The organism is Streptomyces iakyrus (assembly GCF_000717055.1).
GTDB lineage: Bacteria > Actinomycetota > Actinomycetes > Streptomycetales > Streptomycetaceae > Streptomyces > Streptomyces iakyrus.
This window is the reverse complement of sequence record NZ_JNXI01000001.1, coordinates 584,558-601,106: the sequence shown is the minus strand read 5'-3', so window position 1 is coordinate 601,106 and position 16,549 is coordinate 584,558. Positions and strand designations below refer to the sequence as shown.

Here is a 16,549-nt window from a genome sequence, read left to right as displayed (position 1 = left end):
CGGGTGGGCGAACCCCGCCGAGGCGGAGCCCGAGGGTGGGCAAAAAACCGAACCGACCCCAGGGAGGACCCGTGCCGGAAGGCCACACCATCCACCGCCTGGCCCAGGACTACGCGACGGCCTTCCTCGGCACAAAGCCCCGCACCACCAGCCCCCAGGGCAAATTCACCTCCGCCGCCACCCTCCTCACCGGCACCGAACTCACCCACACGGAAGCCCACGGCAAACACCTCTTCCTCGGCTTCCGCGAAACCGACTGGATCCACATCCACCTCGGCCTCTTCGGCAAGGTCACCTTCGGCCCGGCCCCCGAGCCGCCCCCCACCGACACCGTCCGCCTCCGCGTCGCGAACGACACCACCTACGTGGACCTCCGGGGCCCCACCACCTGCGCCCTCATCACACCCCCGGAGAAGCAGGCGATACACGACCGCCTCGGCCCCGACCCCCTCCGGGACGACGCCGACCCGGACACCGCGTACCGCCGCATCACCCGCAGCCGTACGACGATCGCCGCCCTCCTCATGGACCAGAAGGTCATCGCCGGCGTGGGAAACGTCTACCGCGCGGAGGTCCTCTTCCGGCACCGCATCGACCCGTACCGCCCGGGCAAGGACATCACCCCCACCGAGTGGCACGCGATCTGGACCGACCTCGTCGACCTCATGCACGAGGGCGTCCGCAACAACCGCATCGACACCGTCCGCCCGGAGCACACCCCGGAGGCCATGGGCCGCCCGCCCCGTGTGGACGACCACGGCGGCGAGGTGTACGTCTACCGCAGGGCCAACCTGCCCTGCCACATCTGCGGCGGCGAGATCCGCACCGCCGACCTCGCCGCCCGCAACCTCTTCTGGTGCCCGTCCTGCCAACGCCCCTGAGCACCGGGGCCGATGAGGCCCCGACCTCAGAAGCCGTGCGGCAACCACGGAGCCACGGCGGCCCCGAACCCCAGGGAGGCCTCCGCCAGCGCACCCCGCCGAACCTCCCGCACCCGCCCCGCCGCCCCCAACGAGGCCAGCGACACACCCCCGAGATACGCGGCCCCCAACTCCCGTACGGACAGCACGAGATCCGCCGCATCCGCCGTACGCTCGCAGGAGGCCCCCTTCGCATCCCCGCTGAGCCGCCAACGCCCGGAGTTCCAGGGGCAGAACGCGTCCTCCACCTCGAACACCACGTCCACCGGCGTCTGATACGTCCGCGCCTCCAGCGCGGCCCCCAGATCCACCGGCCGCAGGTACAGCGCGTCCAGCACGCGGGGCCGGCACCGCCGGATGTCGGACACCCAGTGCTGCCACGCGTCGTCCACCGGCCGCCCCCGCCCCCGCAGCACCACCGACGACGTCAGGTCGATGCCGAACAGGAACCGCCACAGCGCCGCGTCCGCCGCGGGATCCAGCGCGGCCGAGTTCTCCACGATCACCGAGCCGTTGGGCCCGGCGGCCCCCCAGTCCGGTTTGACGCGGAACCGCGCATACCCCACCGTCTCGCCGTCCCGTTCGGCCAGGACGCACTGCAGCGGAGACGCTCCTGCCCGGTCGCTCTCCGGATCGAGCACCTCGACCCGCTCCCAGCCGGGCTGCCGCGCCAGCATCCCCGGCCGCGACGGCACCAGCCGGGCGTACAACGCCTCGCACACATCGAGCACATCGGAGGGAACGGCGTACCGCACCCGCACGTCATCCGTGCCCGCCGGCAGCGATGTGAGCCGCACCCGGGTCGTGTCGATCTCGGCGTTCAACTGGAAGGTGGCGGCCCCGTATCCGAACCGGCCGTAGATCGCCGGTTCGGAGGCCGTCAGCACGGCCAGCGGCTCACCCGAGGCCCGGACGTCGTCCAGTTGCCGCCGCATCATCGAGGTCAGCACCCCGCGCCGGCGATGGGTGGCGGCCACGCTGACCATGGTGACGCCCGCGGCGGGTACCGAGGCGCCGCCGGGCACCGTGAGCCGGAAGCTGAACGCCCCGGCCGTGCCCACGCACTCGTCCCCGTCCCAGGCGCCGAGGGAACGGTCGACCTCGGTCAGCGAGTTCCACAACTCCCGTTCCTCGGTGGACTCCGGGACCCCGCCGAAGCCCCGGATGAGGGTGTCGTACCACTTGTCCCATTCATCCCGCCGCAGTACCCGGAGGCCGGGCGCGGAGCCGGTCGCGTCAGTCGCCATGGGCCATGCCTACCAGGGCGATGCGGGACGAGCGAGGGAATTTCTCCCGGGTGGCGGCGGAGGAGCGCACCGTGAAGTTCACTGTGAAGTCGGCCCTCGGACGGGGGACAAGTGGGACCTCCCGTGCCAAGGGGCTGGTCCGATGGATAGGGTCCCGAACTAATGGCATCAGGACGAGAGCGGCGCGCGGAAGCCGAGACGTTCACGGCCCGGTTGAAGAAGCAGTGGCACCGGGTCCGCGTCGGCGTGCGCCGAGCGGCCGTGGACTACTTCCGCGGCAACGGCTCGGACTGGATCGCCCTGGTCGGTCTGCTCCTGACCGTCCCGCTGATCGCGGCGGCGACCCTGGGGAACTCGGTGTGGTTCTCCCCGGCCGCGCTGGTGCTGCCCGTCGTCGTGGGCGGGCTGCTGCTGCGCCCGGCGAGCCTGCTCGGCCTGTACGCGGCCGCGGCCACCGCGCTGATCGTGGAGTCGGTGCAGCTCGGCCCGTACACGGAGGGCCCGTCGCGGGTCACCCCGGGCGTCGTCCTCGTGGTCGCGGCCTGCGGCTTCTTCGGGCTGCTCCTCGCCCAGTTCCGCAGCCGGGTCGGGGTGCCCTGGCGGCGCGGCGGCACCATGCTCTTCGACCTGCGGGAACGCATCCGGGTGCAGAGCAAGCTGCCCGACCTGCCGGGCGGGTGGCACCGGGAGATGGCCCTGCGCCCGGCGGGCGGCCAGTCGTTCTCGGGGGACTTCGTGGTGGCGGCCCGTACCAACGGCGGCCGCACGCTCGAAGTCGTCCTCACCGACGTCTCCGGCAAGGGCATGGACGCGGGCTCCCGCGCCCTGCTGCTGTCCGGCGCGTTCGGCGGCCTGCTCGGCTCCCTCCCGCCGCACGCCTTCCTCCCGGCCGCCAACGGCTACCTCCTGCGCCAGGACTGGGACGAGGGCTTCGCCACCTCCATCCACCTGGTCCTCGACCTGGACTCCGGCGACTACGAGCTCTACTCCGCGGGCCACCCGCCGGGCCTCCAGCTCAGCGCCGGCACCGGCCGCTGGGAGGAGAAGGCGGCCGAGGGCCCGCTCCTCGGGGTGTACGACGGCGCCCAGTTCGACCCGGTGAAGGGTTCGCTGCGGCCCGGCGACGTGCTGATGCTGTTCACGGACGGTCTGGTGGAGACCGCCGACCGCGACATCGTCGAGGGCATCGACCGCCTCACCGGCGAGGCCGACCGCTATGTGGCCGGCGGCTTCCACGGTGCGGCCTGGCACCTCATCGAGGCGGTCGCCAAGGACGTCAACGACGACCGGGCCCTGCTGCTGATCTGCCGCGAGGGACCGACGGCGGCCACCCCCCGCTGAGGTGGGGTTTTCCCCAGGTCGGTTGGGCGGTCGTCCTCATGGTCCGGCCGCCGCCTCGGAGTCGGGTGAGGACGCGGCCAACGCCGCCCTCGGCGTCGTCATGCTGTTCATGCTGGCCGTCGCCCTGCTGGGTCCGCTGATCGCCCGCGCCTGCGCGTCCCTGTTCGGACTGCCGCTGCGGGGTGCGGGAGCCCCCGCGGCCCTGGCCGCAGCCAACTCCCGCACCATCGCCCGTCGTCTGGCCTCCGCGATCACCCCGATCGTGCTCGCCATGGCGTTCTCCTCCGTGCTGGTCTTCCTGCACACCAGCGAGGACCGGGCCATCGCCGAGCAGCAGCGGGCGGGCATCGTCGCCGACCACATCGTCACGTCCGACGAGGGCGCCCTGCCGCCGGACTCCGTGCGACGGGCCGGTCGGACGCCCGGCGTCATCGCGGCCGTCGGCCTGCTGAGGACGTCCGTCCTCGTCCGCAGCTCGGGAGTCCTGACCCCGGTCTCCGCGCAGGGCGTCACGGGCTCGGCCCGCGACCTGGCCGCCGTGCAGGACCTGGACGTCGGGAAGGGCCGGCTGTCGCTGAAGCCGGGCGAGATCGCCCTCGACGCGTCCGTCGCCGAGAACGCGAAGGTGAGGGTCGGCGAGCGCATCCGCATCCGCCTGCCCGACGGCACCGGGGCCACCCCGCTGGTGGCGGCGAGGTACGGCCGCGGCTTGGGCCTGTCCCAGGTCACCCTGCACCGCGGTGATCTGGCCGGCCACGTCAGTTCCGCCTTCGACACCGAACTGTGGGTCAAGGGCGGCACGGCGAAGGCGCTCGCACCGCTCGGCCGCGTCATGGACCGCGCCGGCCACACCGCCGCCCAATCCGTCGACCGCGAACTCAACGCCTGGGCGAACACGGTCATGGCGGCCGTCCTCGGCGGCTTCGCGGCGGTCGCCGCCGTCAACACCCTGGTGATGACGGTCCTCGACCGCCGTGGCGAACTCGGCACGCTCCGTCTGCTCGGCTCCACCCGTCGCCAGGTGCTGCGCATGGTCCGCTGGGAAGCGCTCCTGGTCGCCGTCGCGGGCATCGCGCTCGGCACGGCGATCGCGCTGGCCACGCTGGTGCCGATGATGAGGGGCCTGACGGGCCGGGGGGCCGTACATCCCCCCGCTCCTCTACGGCTCGTTCGCCGCCGCGATCCTCGTCCTCGGCCTGGCCGCGGTCAGCCTGCCGGCGCGGGCGGCGCTGCGCGGGGAGACACTGGAGCGGTGACCGAGACATCGCGTATGACCCTGGCCGAGGTGGAGGCCACCGCCCGCGCCGCGCACACCGGCCAGAGAGACAAGGCGGGACGGCCCTACGCCGAACACCTCCGGGCGGTGGCGGAGGGCGTACGGGCGCGGGGCGGCGACGAGGAGCAGATCGCGGCGGCCTGGCTGCACGACGCCGTCGAGGACGACGCCCTCTCCGCACAGTGGCTGCGCGAGGCCGCGCTGAGCAGCCGTACGAAGGACATCGTCCTCGCGGTCACCAAACGGGCGGGGGAGCCGCCGGAGGCGTACGCCGCGCGGATCCTCGCCACGCCCGGGGCGCTGCTGGTGAAGGAGTCGGACCTGGCGCACAACGCGGACCCGGCCCGCCTCGCGGTCCTCGACGAGGCGACCCGGAAACGACTGACCGAGAAGTACGCGCGGATGCGCGCCCTTCTCGGTCTCGTCGGATGAAGTCCGCTGTGCGGGTCAGGCGTTGACCTTCTCGCGCGCACGCTCACGCTCGCGCCGCTCGGCGCTCTGGCGTTCGCGGGCGACTTCGGCGGCGTCCTTCTTGAAGGCCCAGTCCATCTTCGGCTCCATCGCGAACCGGAACATGCGCTGCACCGGCTTGGTGCACAGCACGGTCACGACGGCGGCCGCGAGGACCGTCACGAGGATCTCACCGGCCGGCCGGTGCAGCCAGGACGCCTCGAACCAGCCCTGGTAGTCGCCGGCCTTCACCAGGAAGCCGTGCAGCAGGTAGCCGTAGAGCGTGCCGGCGCCGAGGGCGGTGAACCACATCTGGCGGCGCGGCACCCAGGCGAAGAAGCAGGCGGTCAGCACCAGGGAGCAGCCGAACATCGCGAGCACCATGACCGGGCCGGTCCACCAGGGGGCACCCAGCTCCTGCGCGGCGTCACGGTGGTAGAACCACGCGGTGTTCATGCGCGGCACCGCCCACCAGCTGAAGGCCAGCGCGACGGCGAACACCGGAACCGAGGCGATCCGCACGGAACGGCGGCGCACCATGTGGAAGTGCTCGGGCTTCATGACCAGGCCCAGCACGAAGAACGGCAGAAACTGCAGGACGCGCTGGAGGTCCAGGTCGTCACCGATCTCGGGGGTGACCGTCGCCAGCATGGCGAGACCCAGCGCGAGCGGCAGCGGCTGGCGCACCAGGTTCCAGATGGGGGTGGTCAGACGCCAGATGAACAGCGCGACCAGGAACCAGGTCAGGTACCAGGGATCGAGGAGGCTGATCTCCTGGTGCGGGTCGTTGTCGATGACCCGCTTGAAGAGCGGATAGGCCGTCTCGAAGATGATGTACGGCACGGCTACGCCGGTGATGAGGCGCTTCAGCCGGTCGGGCCGCATGTCGAAACTGCGGGAGAAGTAGCCGGAGATGAGGATGAACGCCGGCATGTGGAACGCGTAGACGACCTGGTAGGCGGCCTCCAGTATCCGGCTGTCGCCCTTGAGCGGCTCCCAGGCGTGGCCCATGGCCACCAGCACGATCGCGAGGTACTTCGCGTTGTCGAAGAACGCGTCGCGCTGCTTGCCGTTCTGCTTCTTCTGCGTGCTGTGCGGCGAGCGGGGGCTCGGCACTCCGTCGGCCGGTGACTGTGCCGGGGGAAGTGGCGCCCTGCGGTCGCCGTTCGGTCGCAGCGAGTTCGTCACAGACCCTCCCACCAGGAGCTCGGGGAGACGATCCGGGACCTCGCTGCGCGATCGGGGGACGAGGCAGCGTGGAACATCTGAGGCACCCTAGCGTTCCCAACAGCTATTCGTAAAACGCCGGAAGTGATTCCTGGCTATTCGCTGCGGGTACCCCGGATTACGGGTGGTTGACGTGTCTGTCGGAGTGATGGCCGACACATCATCCGAGGGCGGATTGTGCGTACCGGCCACGCCCTGCTTGTCGTGATACTTCCGGACTAAGCGACGCATAAGACCAGCAGGCGACTCCAGCGGAATGTCCGCTTCAGCCCTCTCCGGGCCCCGGCTCGCACGGCTGTCGGGGGGCTTGTGGCAGCAATTCGAATTAGCTGCGAACGCGTTGTGTGGAGACGGAAACGATACGGTCGAATTCCCTGTCCGGGTGGCTCGTCGAATTGCCGTGCGACTCCCCGGTGTTGAGACCTTGCACACAAACGTCCCCGCGCGGGTGAGGGCGACACGTGGGCGGCCGATGCGTCACCGGCCGCATAGCCCGGCCGTGTTGGTGGCACGATGGTTCTGGCGGGGGTGCGCGGGGTCGCGTCCCCGGGCCGGGAGAGCGGACCGACCGAGGGTGTGTGATCAGTTGTGGCCATTTCACTGTCTGTGGTGCTGCTGTTGGCGATCATCCTTGTGGTGTTGCTGAGAGGGGGATCCATCAAGGCAGGGCCGGCGATCGTGGCGATCCTCTTCGGCTTCTTCCTCGCCTCGACCGGCATGGCCCCGTCCATCAACCGGTTCCTCAACTCGATAGCGGAGACCATCAACTCCATCAGCTTCTGACCGGGACGCCGGCGCCTCCTCCCGCGCCCCGCGCTTCGGGCCCGGCGCAGGGGCGGTTACGCTCGCCCCGACCACAGGACGGTGCGTGACGGGGGGAACGTACAGGGATGGCGCTGCGCGATTCCGACCCGGCGGAGGTGGGCGGCTACCGCACCGAGGACCGCCTCGGATCCGGCGGCATGGGCGTGGTCTACCTGGCCCGCTCCGCCTCCGGCCGACGCCTCGCGATCAAGGTCGTGCACAGCCAGTACGCCGACGACGACGAGTTCCGCACCCGTTTCCGCCGCGAGGTCGCCGCCGCCCGCCGGGTCAGCGGCGCCTTCACCGCCCCCGTCGTGGACGCCGACGCCGACGCCCCGCACCCCTGGATGGCCACGCTCTACATCCCGGGCGGGGATCTCGGCACGCACGTCCGCGAGCACGGCCCGCTCCCGCTGCCCCGGCTGCGCGGCCTGGCCGCCGGCCTCGTCGAGGCCCTGCGCGACATCCACCGCGCCGGAGTCGTCCACCGCGACCTGAAGCCGGCCAACGTGATGCTCGCCGAGGACGGCCCCCGCGTCATCGACTTCGGCATCTCCCGCGCCGCCGACCACGCCGCCTCCGACGTCCTCACGCAGACCGGCCGCGTCATGGGCACCCCGCCCTTCATGTCCCCGGAGCAGTTCGCCTCCCCGCAGGACGTCGGCCCGGCCGCCGATATGTTCTCCCTCGGCTCGGTCCTCACCCATGCCGCCACCTCCCGCGGCCCGTTCGACAGCCCGAGCCCCTACGAAACGGCCCTGCGGGTCGTCGAGGGCGAACCGGACCTCACCGGCGTCCCCGCCGAACTGCTCCCTTTCATCCGCCTCTGCCTGGAGAAGCACCCCAAGGACCGCCCCGCCGCTGACGAACTGTTCACACTGCTCCGCGAGGGCGGCACCCCGGGCCCGGTCCTGGTGCCCGGCACCCGCGCACCGCGCCCCGTACGTGCGTGGCCGGGCGCCCGGCCGACCGAGCCGGCCGGCACGGCATGGCCCGACGCGGCCGGCACAGAGCGGGACGCAGCACCCCACCCGCCCCCCGCCGAGGCGGACGGCGGACCGGACGCCGAACGGCACGAGGCACGGCGCCCCGGGACCGACAGGACCACCACGGAACAGCACCGACCGTCCAGCGAACCGGACGGCGCACCCGCGCCCGGGGCGGAGCGCACCCGCAGCCGCCGCAGACACGGACTGCTGCTGGTCTCGGCCGCGGCGGCCGTCGCACTCGCCGCGATCGTCACCACCACCGTCGCCCTGGTCCGCGAAAACGACCGCCCGCCCTCCTCCACCCCGAGGGCGGCCGACCTCCCCGACGGCTGGAAACCGTGGGCCGCCAGGGCGAAGGCCCCCAAAAGCATCGACAGCGGCCTGGGCCGCGACTCCTTCCAGAGCTGCGCCGTGGTGGACACGTCCCTGATCTGCGCCGGTGCCCAGGTCATGGCGACCCGCTTCGACCTGTCCGGGGGCCGCAACACCTGGACCCGGCTGGTCGACGCCACCGCACCGGAGAGCCCGACCAGCGACGAGGGCTCGATCATCGGAACGGGCCGCGGCCGCGTCTACGCCTACCAGGTGGACGATCGGGAGATGGCGGACGGAGCCGGGCCGCTGTTCACCTACACCGTCTCCGCCCTGGCCGCCGGCACCGGGAAGGTGCTGTGGCGGACCGAGACGGCCGACGGCCAGACGGCGAGCGCCCCCGACGGCGTAAAGGGCGGCGCCGTCGCCGTCCCCGAAGGCGTCATCACGTCCTACGGCGGCCAGGGAGAGCAGTACGCCCTGCTCGACACCGGCACGGGCGAGGTCCGCTGGAAGCGCCCCGAGCCGCAGGGCGCGGACCACTGCCTGCTGCGCGCCGCGGCCGAACGCGCCTACCTGATCTGCACCACCGGCAGGTGGGAGCAGGACACCGCCACGACCACCGTGTCCGAGATCGGCACGGCCGACGGCAGGCCCCGCTGGACGGTCGAGGCGAAGGGCGCCCATGACCTGCTCGGCCGGGACGGCGGCAGCCTGGTGCTGGCGAAAACCTACGCGCCCGGCAAGGGTCTGACCCTGCTCGACGTCTCCTCGCACGAGCTCACCGCCGTGCGCGTCTCCGGCAAGCAGGCCGAGGCGTCCGGTGCCTACCTCCGGCGCGGGACCGTCTACTTCACCCGGGGCAGCGGCGGCGTCAGCGCGGTCTCGCCCCGCACGGGCCGGACCCTCTGGGACAGCAATTCCACCGTGGAGCAGCAGGGCCCGCCGGCCGCCTCCGCCACGCACGTCTACTTCGCGTCCCCCAGTGGCCGGGTGGCCGCCCTGAACGTCTCCACCGGCAAGATCGAAGGCACTCGCGACGGCCGGGACGACAGCGGCGAACCCGACAACACCTCCGGCGCCCCCCTCACCCTGGTCGGGGACGCCCTGTACGTCCCGTACGGCGACCGCTCCGTCTACACGCTGGACGTCCGGACCCTCTGAACCAGCGGGTGCCGATCAGCCGGCGGGGCGAAGATCGGTGACGAGACGGAAGCGCTCGAACCACCGGCGTCGTGTCGTCCACGGTGAAGTGCGGGTCCTCCAGGGCCGCCCGCACATCCTCGCCGTGCCAGAACCGCTCGTGCCCGTCCCGCCACTCGGCCACGCTGCGGTGCCCCTCTCCCTCGTCCACCACATGGGCGAGATCGACCTCGGCCAGCGGGACGACCCGCACGCCGGTCACCTCGATGACCGCGACCGGACGCCCGTCCGAGTCGATCACCACCGAACGGTCCCCGGCCTCGGGTACCGGCTCGCCCTCGTGCTCGTAGTCGGCGACGAGTCCCGTCGTGGAGGTCTTCGAACCGTCGAGGATCGCCGTGACGAGCCGGTCGCGCAGAGCGCCGGGGAAGGCGAACTCGGCCCTGGGCATCGCGGCGATGTCCGCGGGCGAGAAGGAGCCGGAAGCCATGCGACGACCGTAACCGGCCCACCTCGGAAAACGATCAGGGCCAGGCGGAGAGGAACCTCCGGCCTGGCCCTGAGCCGTATGGAGCGGGCGACGGGAATCGAACCCGCGTAGCTAGTTTGGAAGACTAGGGCTCTACCATTGAGCTACGCCCGCACAGCACGCGCCGCAGGTCGGGTGACCGCGGCACTGAAGGCATCGTAGCGGGTCGGCCCCCTCCGTCGCACACCGCATTCCCGCCGGAGCCGACGCGGCACGGAGCCTGTGGAAATGCGGCCGCCGCACGGCCTGACGGCATGTACCCTACGTGTCGCACCAGACGGGGTGTGGCGCAGCTTGGTAGCGCGTCCGCTTTGGGAGCGGAAGGCCGTGGGTTCAAATCCCGCCACCCCGACCAGCCACCCGATCACCTCGCGTGATCGCCCATCGGATCACTCACGTGATCGCCTTTTGGGCGGTGTAGTCGCTGCCGTTACTATGCAAGCTGCACGCCCGTGTGTCTCAGCGTCTGAAGTCTCCGGGCGGCGAAATCCGCCGGGCCGTTCTGGCCCCGGCAGAAACCAAGAAGTCAGCCACAAGGAGACCGAACCGTGAAGAGCGCCGTGGAGACCCTGAACCCGACTCGGGTTCGGCTCACTGTCGAGGTGCCCTTCGAGGAGCTCAAGGACAGCCTCGACGCGGCGTACAAGAAGATCAACCAGCAGGTCACGGTGAAGGGCTTCCGCAAGGGCAAGGTCCCGGCCCGGGTCATCGACCAGCGGTTCGGCCGCGGTGCGGTTCTGGAGGAGGCGGTCAACGACGCGCTTCCGAAGTTCTACACCGACGCGGTCAACGAGGCCGAGCTCAGCGTGCTGGGCCAGCCCGAGGTCGACATCACGGAGCTGAAGGACGGCGAGACGCTGAACTTCACCGCCGAGGTCGACATCCGCCCCTCCATCGAGATCCCGGACTTCTCCGGCATCGAGGTCGAGGTCGACGCGGTCGAGGTCACCGACGAGGACGTCGACAAGGCCGTCGAGGAGCTGCGCGAGCGCTTCGCCTCCACCGCCCCGGTCGAGCGTGCCGCCGAGGACGGCGACGTCGTGACGATCGACCTGCAGGCCAAGGTCGACGGCGAGGTCCTGGAGGACGGCGTCGCCGACGGCGTCTCCTACACCATCGGTTCCGGTGAGCTGCTGGAAGGCATCGACGACGCCGTGAAGGGCCTGGAGGCCGGTGGCGAGGCCACCTTCACCTCCGAGCTCAAGGGTGGTTCCGCCGCCGGCAAGGAGGCCGAGGTCACCGTCAAGGTCACCCAGGTCGCCAAGCGTGAACTGCCCGAGCTGGACGACGAGTTCGCGCAGCTCGCCTCCGAGTTCGACACCATCGAGGAGCTCCGCGCGGACAGCCGCAAGCGCCTCGAGAACATGAAGCAGTACGACCAGGCCACGCAGGCCCAGGAGCGCGTCCTGGAGAAGCTGCTGGAGCTCGTCGAGGTGCCCGTCCCCGAGAAGCTGCTCGAGGACGAGATCAACACCCGCAAGCACAACCTCGAGCACCACCAGCTCGGCCAGATGGGCCTCGACCTCGCGAAGTACCTGGAGATCCAGGGCAAGAGCGAGGAGGAGTTCGACGCCGAGACCAAGGAAGCCGCGGTCAAGGGCATCAAGACGCAGTTCGTCCTCGACGAGCTCGTCAAGCAGGAGAAGCTGAACGTCAACCAGGAGGAGCTCACCGAGCACCTCATGCGTCGCGCCGCCTCCTCCGGCATGTCCCCCGACCAGTTCGCCCAGGCGGTCGTCGAGGGCGGCCAGGTTCCGCTCCTGGTCGGCGAGGTCGCCCGCGGCAAGGCCCTGGCCGTCGTGGTCGAGAAGGCCACGGTCAAGGACACCAACGGCGAGGTCATCGACCTCGACGACGAAGAGGACGAGGAAACCGCCGAGGCCTCCGCCGAGGAGACCCCGGCCGAGTCCGCCGAGGAGAAGACCGAGGGCTGAGCCCCGGTCGCCGTGAGTCCGTGAAGAAGGCCCTGGGGCACGCCCCAGGGCCTTCTCGCCGCCCAGGGGGCAGGCGCACCCCAGGGGCGCGGGGAACTGCGCGACAAGCCCCCACCCGCCCCGCGGCCCGGCGATTCCCGCACCACCCACGACGAGACCGCACGGCGCACCCGCGGAGCCCACCGCGCTACGCCCCCGGCGAACACTCCCATCTCCGGGATTCCCCGAAGGGACCCGCGCGTTAGGGTCCATGAATACGAGGGCAGTGGAGTCCCCGAACGGCTCCTAGCCCCTAGGGAAACGTGAGACGGCCCGGCGCCGTCGTAAGACGAGCAGGTGGATACGTGACGAATCTGATGCCCTCAGCCGCCGGCGAGCCCTCTATCGGTGGCGGCCTCGGCGACCAGGTCTACAACCGGCTGCTCAACGAGCGGATCATCTTCCTCGGCCAGCCGGTCGACGACGACATCGCGAACAAGATCACCGCGCAGCTGCTGCTCCTTGCCGCCGACCCGGACAAGGACATCTACCTGTACATCAACAGCCCCGGCGGTTCCATCACGGCCGGCATGGCGATCTACGACACCATGCAGTTCATCAAGAACGACGTGGTCACCATCGCCATGGGCCTCGCGGCCTCGATGGGTCAGTTCCTGCTCAGCGCCGGCACCCCCGGCAAGCGCTTCGCGCTGCCGAACGCCGAGATCCTGATCCACCAGCCCTCCGCGGGCCTCGCCGGCTCGGCCTCGGACATCAAGATCCACGCCGAGCGGCTGCTGCACACCAAGAAGCGCATGGCCGAGCTCACGTCCCAGCACACGGGGCAGTCGGTCGAGCAGATCACCCGCGACTCGGACCGCGACCGCTGGTTCGACGCCTTCGAGGCCAAGGAGTACGGCCTCATCGACGACGTGATTCCCACGGCCGCCGGTATGCCGGGCGGCGGCGGCACCGGGGCCTGAGCGGTCCCCACGGGGCCTGTGGCGCCCCGTGAGGCCCACGGAGCCCTTTCCCGGGCCCCAGCGACCCCAGACAGCCCCAGCCGACCGCCTCAGCCCTTTTCAGGAGACACCGTGAACCAGTTCCCCGGCAGCGGGATCTACGACCGTATGCACGCCGTGCAGGACATGAGCGCCTCGCAGGGCCGCTACACCGGCCCGCAGGCCGAGTCCCGCTACGTCATCCCCCGCTTCGTCGAGCGCACCTCCCAGGGCATCCGCGAGTACGACCCGTACGCGAAGCTCTTCGAGGAGCGCGTGATCTTCCTCGGCGTCCAGATCGACGACGCCTCCGCCAACGACGTCATGGCGCAGCTGCTGTGCCTGGAGTCGATGGACCCCGACCGTGACATCTCGGTCTACATCAACAGCCCCGGCGGCTCCTTCACGGCGCTCACGGCGATCTACGACACGATGCAGTACGTGAAGCCGGACATCCAGACGGTCTGCATGGGCCAGGCCGCCTCCGCCGCCGCCGTCCTGCTGGCCGCCGGCACGCCGGGCAAGCGCATGGCCCTGCCGAACGCGCGCGTGCTGATCCACCAGCCGTACAGCGAGACCGGCCGCGGTCAGGTCTCCGACCTGGAGATCGCCGCGAACGAGATCCTGCGGATGCGCTCGCAGCTGGAGGAGATGCTGGCCAAGCACTCCACCACGCCGGTCGAGAAGATCCGCGAGGACATCGAGCGCGACAAGATCCTCACGGCCGAGGACGCGCTGAGCTACGGCCTGATCGACCAGATCATCACCACCCGGAAGATGGACAACTCGAGCCTGCGCTGACGCGAGAGGCAGTGACGTCTGCCGCCCCTTGGCACGGTTTGACTCGGTTCACGTCAAAGCGAACCGCGCCAAGGGGGGCCCGAACGGGGGGCCCGGCAAGGTACCGTCGGACATAAGGCAGCACCAGGAGTCCGCTGGACGTCGACGTCCAGGAGTCTCCCAGGCGAAGGGGAAGCACACCGTGGCACGCATCGGTGACGGCGGCGATCTGCTCAAGTGCTCGTTCTGCGGCAAGAGCCAGAAGCAGGTCAAGAAGCTCATCGCAGGGCCCGGTGTGTACATCTGCGACGAGTGCATCGATCTCTGCAACGAGATCATCGAGGAAGAACTGGCGGAGACCAGCGAGGTCCGCTGGGAGGAGCTCCCGAAGCCCCGCGAGATCTACGAGTTCCTCGAGGGCTACGTGGTCGGCCAGGAGGCCGCCAAGAAGGCCCTGTCCGTAGCGGTGTACAACCACTACAAGCGCGTCCAGGCCGGTGAGAACGGCGGGGCGAACGGCCGTGACGACGCCATCGAGTTGGCGAAGTCCAACATCCTGCTCCTGGGCCCCACGGGGTCCGGCAAGACCCTCCTCGCGCAGACGCTCGCGCGCATGCTGAACGTCCCCTTCGCGATCGCCGACGCCACGGCCCTCACGGAGGCCGGTTACGTCGGCGAGGACGTCGAGAACATCCTGCTCAAGCTGATCCAGGCGGCCGACTACGACGTCAAGAAGGCCGAGACCGGGATCATCTACATCGACGAGATCGACAAGGTCGCGAGGAAGAGTGAGAACCCCTCGATCACGCGCGACGTGTCGGGCGAGGGCGTCCAGCAGGCCCTGCTGAAGATCCTGGAGGGCACCACGGCCTCGGTGCCGCCGCAGGGCGGCCGTAAACACCCCCACCAGGAGTTCATCCAGATCGACACGACGAACGTGCTGTTCATCGTGGGCGGTGCCTTCGCCGGCCTGGAGAAGATCATCGAGGCCCGGGCGGGTGCCAAGGGCATCGGCTTCGGCGCGCAGATCCGCTCCAAGCGCGAGATGGAGTCCAAGGACCAGTTCCAGGAGGTCATGCCGGAGGACCTGGTCAAGTTCGGCATGATCCCCGAGTTCATCGGCCGCCTGCCGGTCATCACCTCGGTCCACAACCTCGACCGCGAGGCCCTGCTCCAGATCCTCGTCGAGCCGCGCAACGCGCTCGTCAAGCAGTACCAGCGCCTCTTCGAACTCGACGGCGTGGAGCTGGACTTCGAGCGCGAGGCCCTCGAAGCCATCGCCGACCAGGCCATCCTCCGCCAGACCGGCGCGCGCGGCCTGCGCGCCATCATGGAGGAAGTCCTCCAGGGCGTGATGTACGAGGTCCCGTCCCGCAAGGACGTGGCCCGGGTCGTCATCACGGCGGACGTCGTCCAGTCGAACGTCAACCCGACCCTGATCCCGAGGGATGCGCGGGGCCGTGGGCCGGGCGAGCAGAAGACGGCGTGACGCAGACGTAGAGGGAAGGGCCCCGGCCATCGGCCGGGGCCCTTCCCCTTTGCCTTCGTCCGTCGTCAGACCTTGACGCGGATCTCCGGGCGGATCTTGGTGGTGATGTCGATGGCGGTGTCCTTCGACGTGTCCCCGGCGGCGGTGCCCGAGGAGACCACCGCGATGGTGCTGTAGTCGGCCCAGGCACAGAACCAGTTGGTCTGCTCCTTCTTGGTCATGACGTTCTGGCCCTTGAGTGCCTGGCACTTCATGACCGCGCCGTCGAGGTCTGCCTCCTCCGGCTCGCCGATCAGCTCGGTCTTGCTCCCGCTGCTGCTGGAGGAGTCCTTCTCGGCCGACTTCTTGAAGTTGGCGAAGAACGTGTCCAGGGACGCCTCCGGGTCGGAGACCTCGCCGTAGACGCCGAAGAAGTTGACGCTCTTGGCCGTGGCCATCTCGGCGGCCGAGGACGGGTCCGTGGGGTCGTACTTGGTGGGGTCCACCGTGGAATAGGTGGCCAGCACCGACGTGCCGTCCTTGACGCCGCTCTTCTCCAGCTCCTTGGTGGAGTCGTCGCCGGCGGTCGCCCCGTCCTTGGTGATGCGGTTGTACTCGCTCATCACCTTCGCCGGCGTCGCCAGCTTGTGCGGACCGTCGTCCTCCAGGGCGCCCGCGCCGCCGCCCCCGCCGATCACGAAGTACGCGCCCACGCCGATCGCCGCGACGACCGCGACCGCGCCGATGATGAGGCCGGTCTTCTTCCCGCCGCCGCTCGGCGCGGGAGGCTGGGGCACGCCGTACGGGGCCTGGCCGTAGGGCGGCTGCTGGCCGTACGGGGGCTGGCCGTAGGGCGCCTGCTGGGGCGGGACGCCCTGCTGGGGCTGCTGCGGGTAGCCGTAGCCGGGCTGGGGCGGAGGGGCCTGCTGGGGGTAGCCGTAGCCGGGCTGGGGCGCCTGCGGCGGCTGGCCGTACGGGCCGGGCTGGCCGTACGGACCGGGCTGCTGGGGCTGCCCGCCGTACGGGCCCGGCTGGTTGTAACTCATGTTCTGGGTTCCCCTCCAGATGCTTATGTCTTCCGGACATCCTGGCGCAGACCCGCCGTGTGCATGGCATCGGGGCCCCCACCGTTACAAACGAAACGCGTTT

12 protein-coding genes, 2 tRNA genes and 2 pseudogenes are annotated in these 16,549 nt (G+C 70.5%); 11 read left to right on the top strand and 5 right to left on the bottom strand.

Annotation, left to right across the window (positions count from 1 at the left end; genetic code table 11):
* Window positions 1-71: 71 nt before the first annotated feature.
* A complete protein-coding gene (locus OO68_RS02690; protein ID WP_033306409.1) occupies window positions 72-881 on the top strand; it encodes an Fpg/Nei family DNA glycosylase in 810 nt (269 codons plus the stop codon).
* Window positions 882-907: 26 nt separating this feature from the next.
* On the opposite strand, the gene OO68_RS02685 is transcribed toward OO68_RS02690, so the two are convergent.
* Window positions 908-2,167, bottom strand: a complete 1,260-nt coding sequence (locus tag OO68_RS02685) for a GNAT family N-acetyltransferase (RefSeq protein ID WP_033306408.1) — start codon at window positions 2,165-2,167, stop codon at window positions 908-910.
* Between the two features lie 162 nt (window positions 2,168-2,329).
* On the opposite strand from OO68_RS02685, the gene OO68_RS02680 reads away from it, so the two are divergent.
* From OO68_RS02680 to OO68_RS02670, 3 genes and pseudogenes are all read left to right on the top strand, one after another.
* Window positions 2,330-3,508 carry a PP2C family protein-serine/threonine phosphatase gene (locus OO68_RS02680; protein ID WP_033306407.1) on the top strand — a complete coding sequence of 393 codons (1,179 nt, stop codon included), beginning with the start codon at window positions 2,330-2,332 and terminating at the stop codon, window positions 3,506-3,508.
* A gap of 49 nt (window positions 3,509-3,557) precedes the next feature.
* Window positions 3,558-4,764: pseudogene (locus OO68_RS47355) on the top strand (ABC transporter permease); the annotation flags it as partial.
* Window positions 4,765-4,778: 14 nt separating this feature from the next.
* On the top strand, window positions 4,779-5,216 hold the full coding sequence (locus tag OO68_RS02670) for an HD domain-containing protein (protein ID WP_033306406.1): 438 nt from the start codon (window positions 4,779-4,781) through the stop codon (window positions 5,214-5,216).
* 15 nt (window positions 5,217-5,231) lie between these two features.
* On the opposite strand, the gene OO68_RS02665 is transcribed toward OO68_RS02670, so the two are convergent.
* Window positions 5,232-6,350: an acyltransferase family protein gene (locus OO68_RS02665; protein ID WP_245236882.1), complete on the bottom strand. Its 1,119-nt coding sequence runs from the start codon at window positions 6,348-6,350 to the stop codon at window positions 5,232-5,234.
* 699 nt (window positions 6,351-7,049) lie between these two features.
* Here OO68_RS02665 and OO68_RS02660 point away from each other — a divergent pair.
* Together OO68_RS02660 and OO68_RS02655 are read left to right on the top strand one after the other, a co-directional pair.
* Entirely contained in the window at window positions 7,050-7,244 is a 195-nt protein-coding gene (locus OO68_RS02660; RefSeq protein ID WP_010041885.1) for a hypothetical protein, read from the top strand.
* Between the two features lie 107 nt (window positions 7,245-7,351).
* A complete protein-coding gene (locus OO68_RS02655) occupies window positions 7,352-9,730 on the top strand; it encodes a serine/threonine-protein kinase (RefSeq protein WP_033306404.1) in 2,379 nt (792 codons plus the stop codon).
* A 15-nt stretch (window positions 9,731-9,745) separates the two neighbouring features.
* Here the strand turns inward: OO68_RS02655 and OO68_RS02650 are convergent.
* Both OO68_RS02650 and OO68_RS02645 read right to left on the bottom strand, forming a co-directional pair.
* A pseudogene (locus tag OO68_RS02650) lies at window positions 9,746-10,199 on the bottom strand (ASCH domain-containing protein).
* Between the two features lie 79 nt (window positions 10,200-10,278).
* A tRNA-Gly gene (locus OO68_RS02645) sits at window positions 10,279-10,352 on the bottom strand.
* Window positions 10,353-10,516: 164 nt separating this feature from the next.
* Here OO68_RS02645 and OO68_RS02640 point away from each other — a divergent pair.
* The 5 genes from OO68_RS02640 to clpX all read left to right on the top strand — a co-directional run bounded on the left by OO68_RS02640 (window position 10,517) and on the right by clpX (window position 15,421).
* A tRNA-Pro gene (locus OO68_RS02640) sits at window positions 10,517-10,593 on the top strand.
* Between the two features lie 193 nt (window positions 10,594-10,786).
* Window positions 10,787-12,172, top strand: coding sequence for a trigger factor (gene tig / locus OO68_RS02635; RefSeq protein WP_033306402.1), 1,386 nt, complete (start codon window positions 10,787-10,789; stop codon window positions 12,170-12,172).
* A 356-nt stretch (window positions 12,173-12,528) separates the two neighbouring features.
* The gene (locus tag OO68_RS02630; RefSeq protein ID WP_030818448.1) at window positions 12,529-13,134 is read left to right on the top strand and encodes an ATP-dependent Clp protease proteolytic subunit; all 606 of its coding nucleotides are present in this window, start codon (window positions 12,529-12,531) and stop codon (window positions 13,132-13,134) included.
* A gap of 111 nt (window positions 13,135-13,245) precedes the next feature.
* Complete coding sequence (locus tag OO68_RS02625) at window positions 13,246-13,953, top strand: ATP-dependent Clp protease proteolytic subunit (RefSeq protein WP_031107154.1); 708 nt, start codon at window positions 13,246-13,248, stop codon at window positions 13,951-13,953.
* Window positions 13,954-14,134: 181 nt separating this feature from the next.
* A complete protein-coding gene (clpX, locus tag OO68_RS02620; protein WP_031114127.1) occupies window positions 14,135-15,421 on the top strand; it encodes an ATP-dependent Clp protease ATP-binding subunit ClpX in 1,287 nt (428 codons plus the stop codon).
* 65 nt (window positions 15,422-15,486) lie between these two features.
* Here the strand turns inward: clpX and OO68_RS02615 are convergent, their stop codons facing one another.
* Window positions 15,487-16,446 (bottom strand): hypothetical protein, encoded by a 960-nt coding sequence (locus OO68_RS02615; RefSeq protein ID WP_033306400.1) that lies wholly within the window; start codon window positions 16,444-16,446, stop codon window positions 15,487-15,489.
* Window positions 16,447-16,549: the final 103 nt, after the last annotated feature.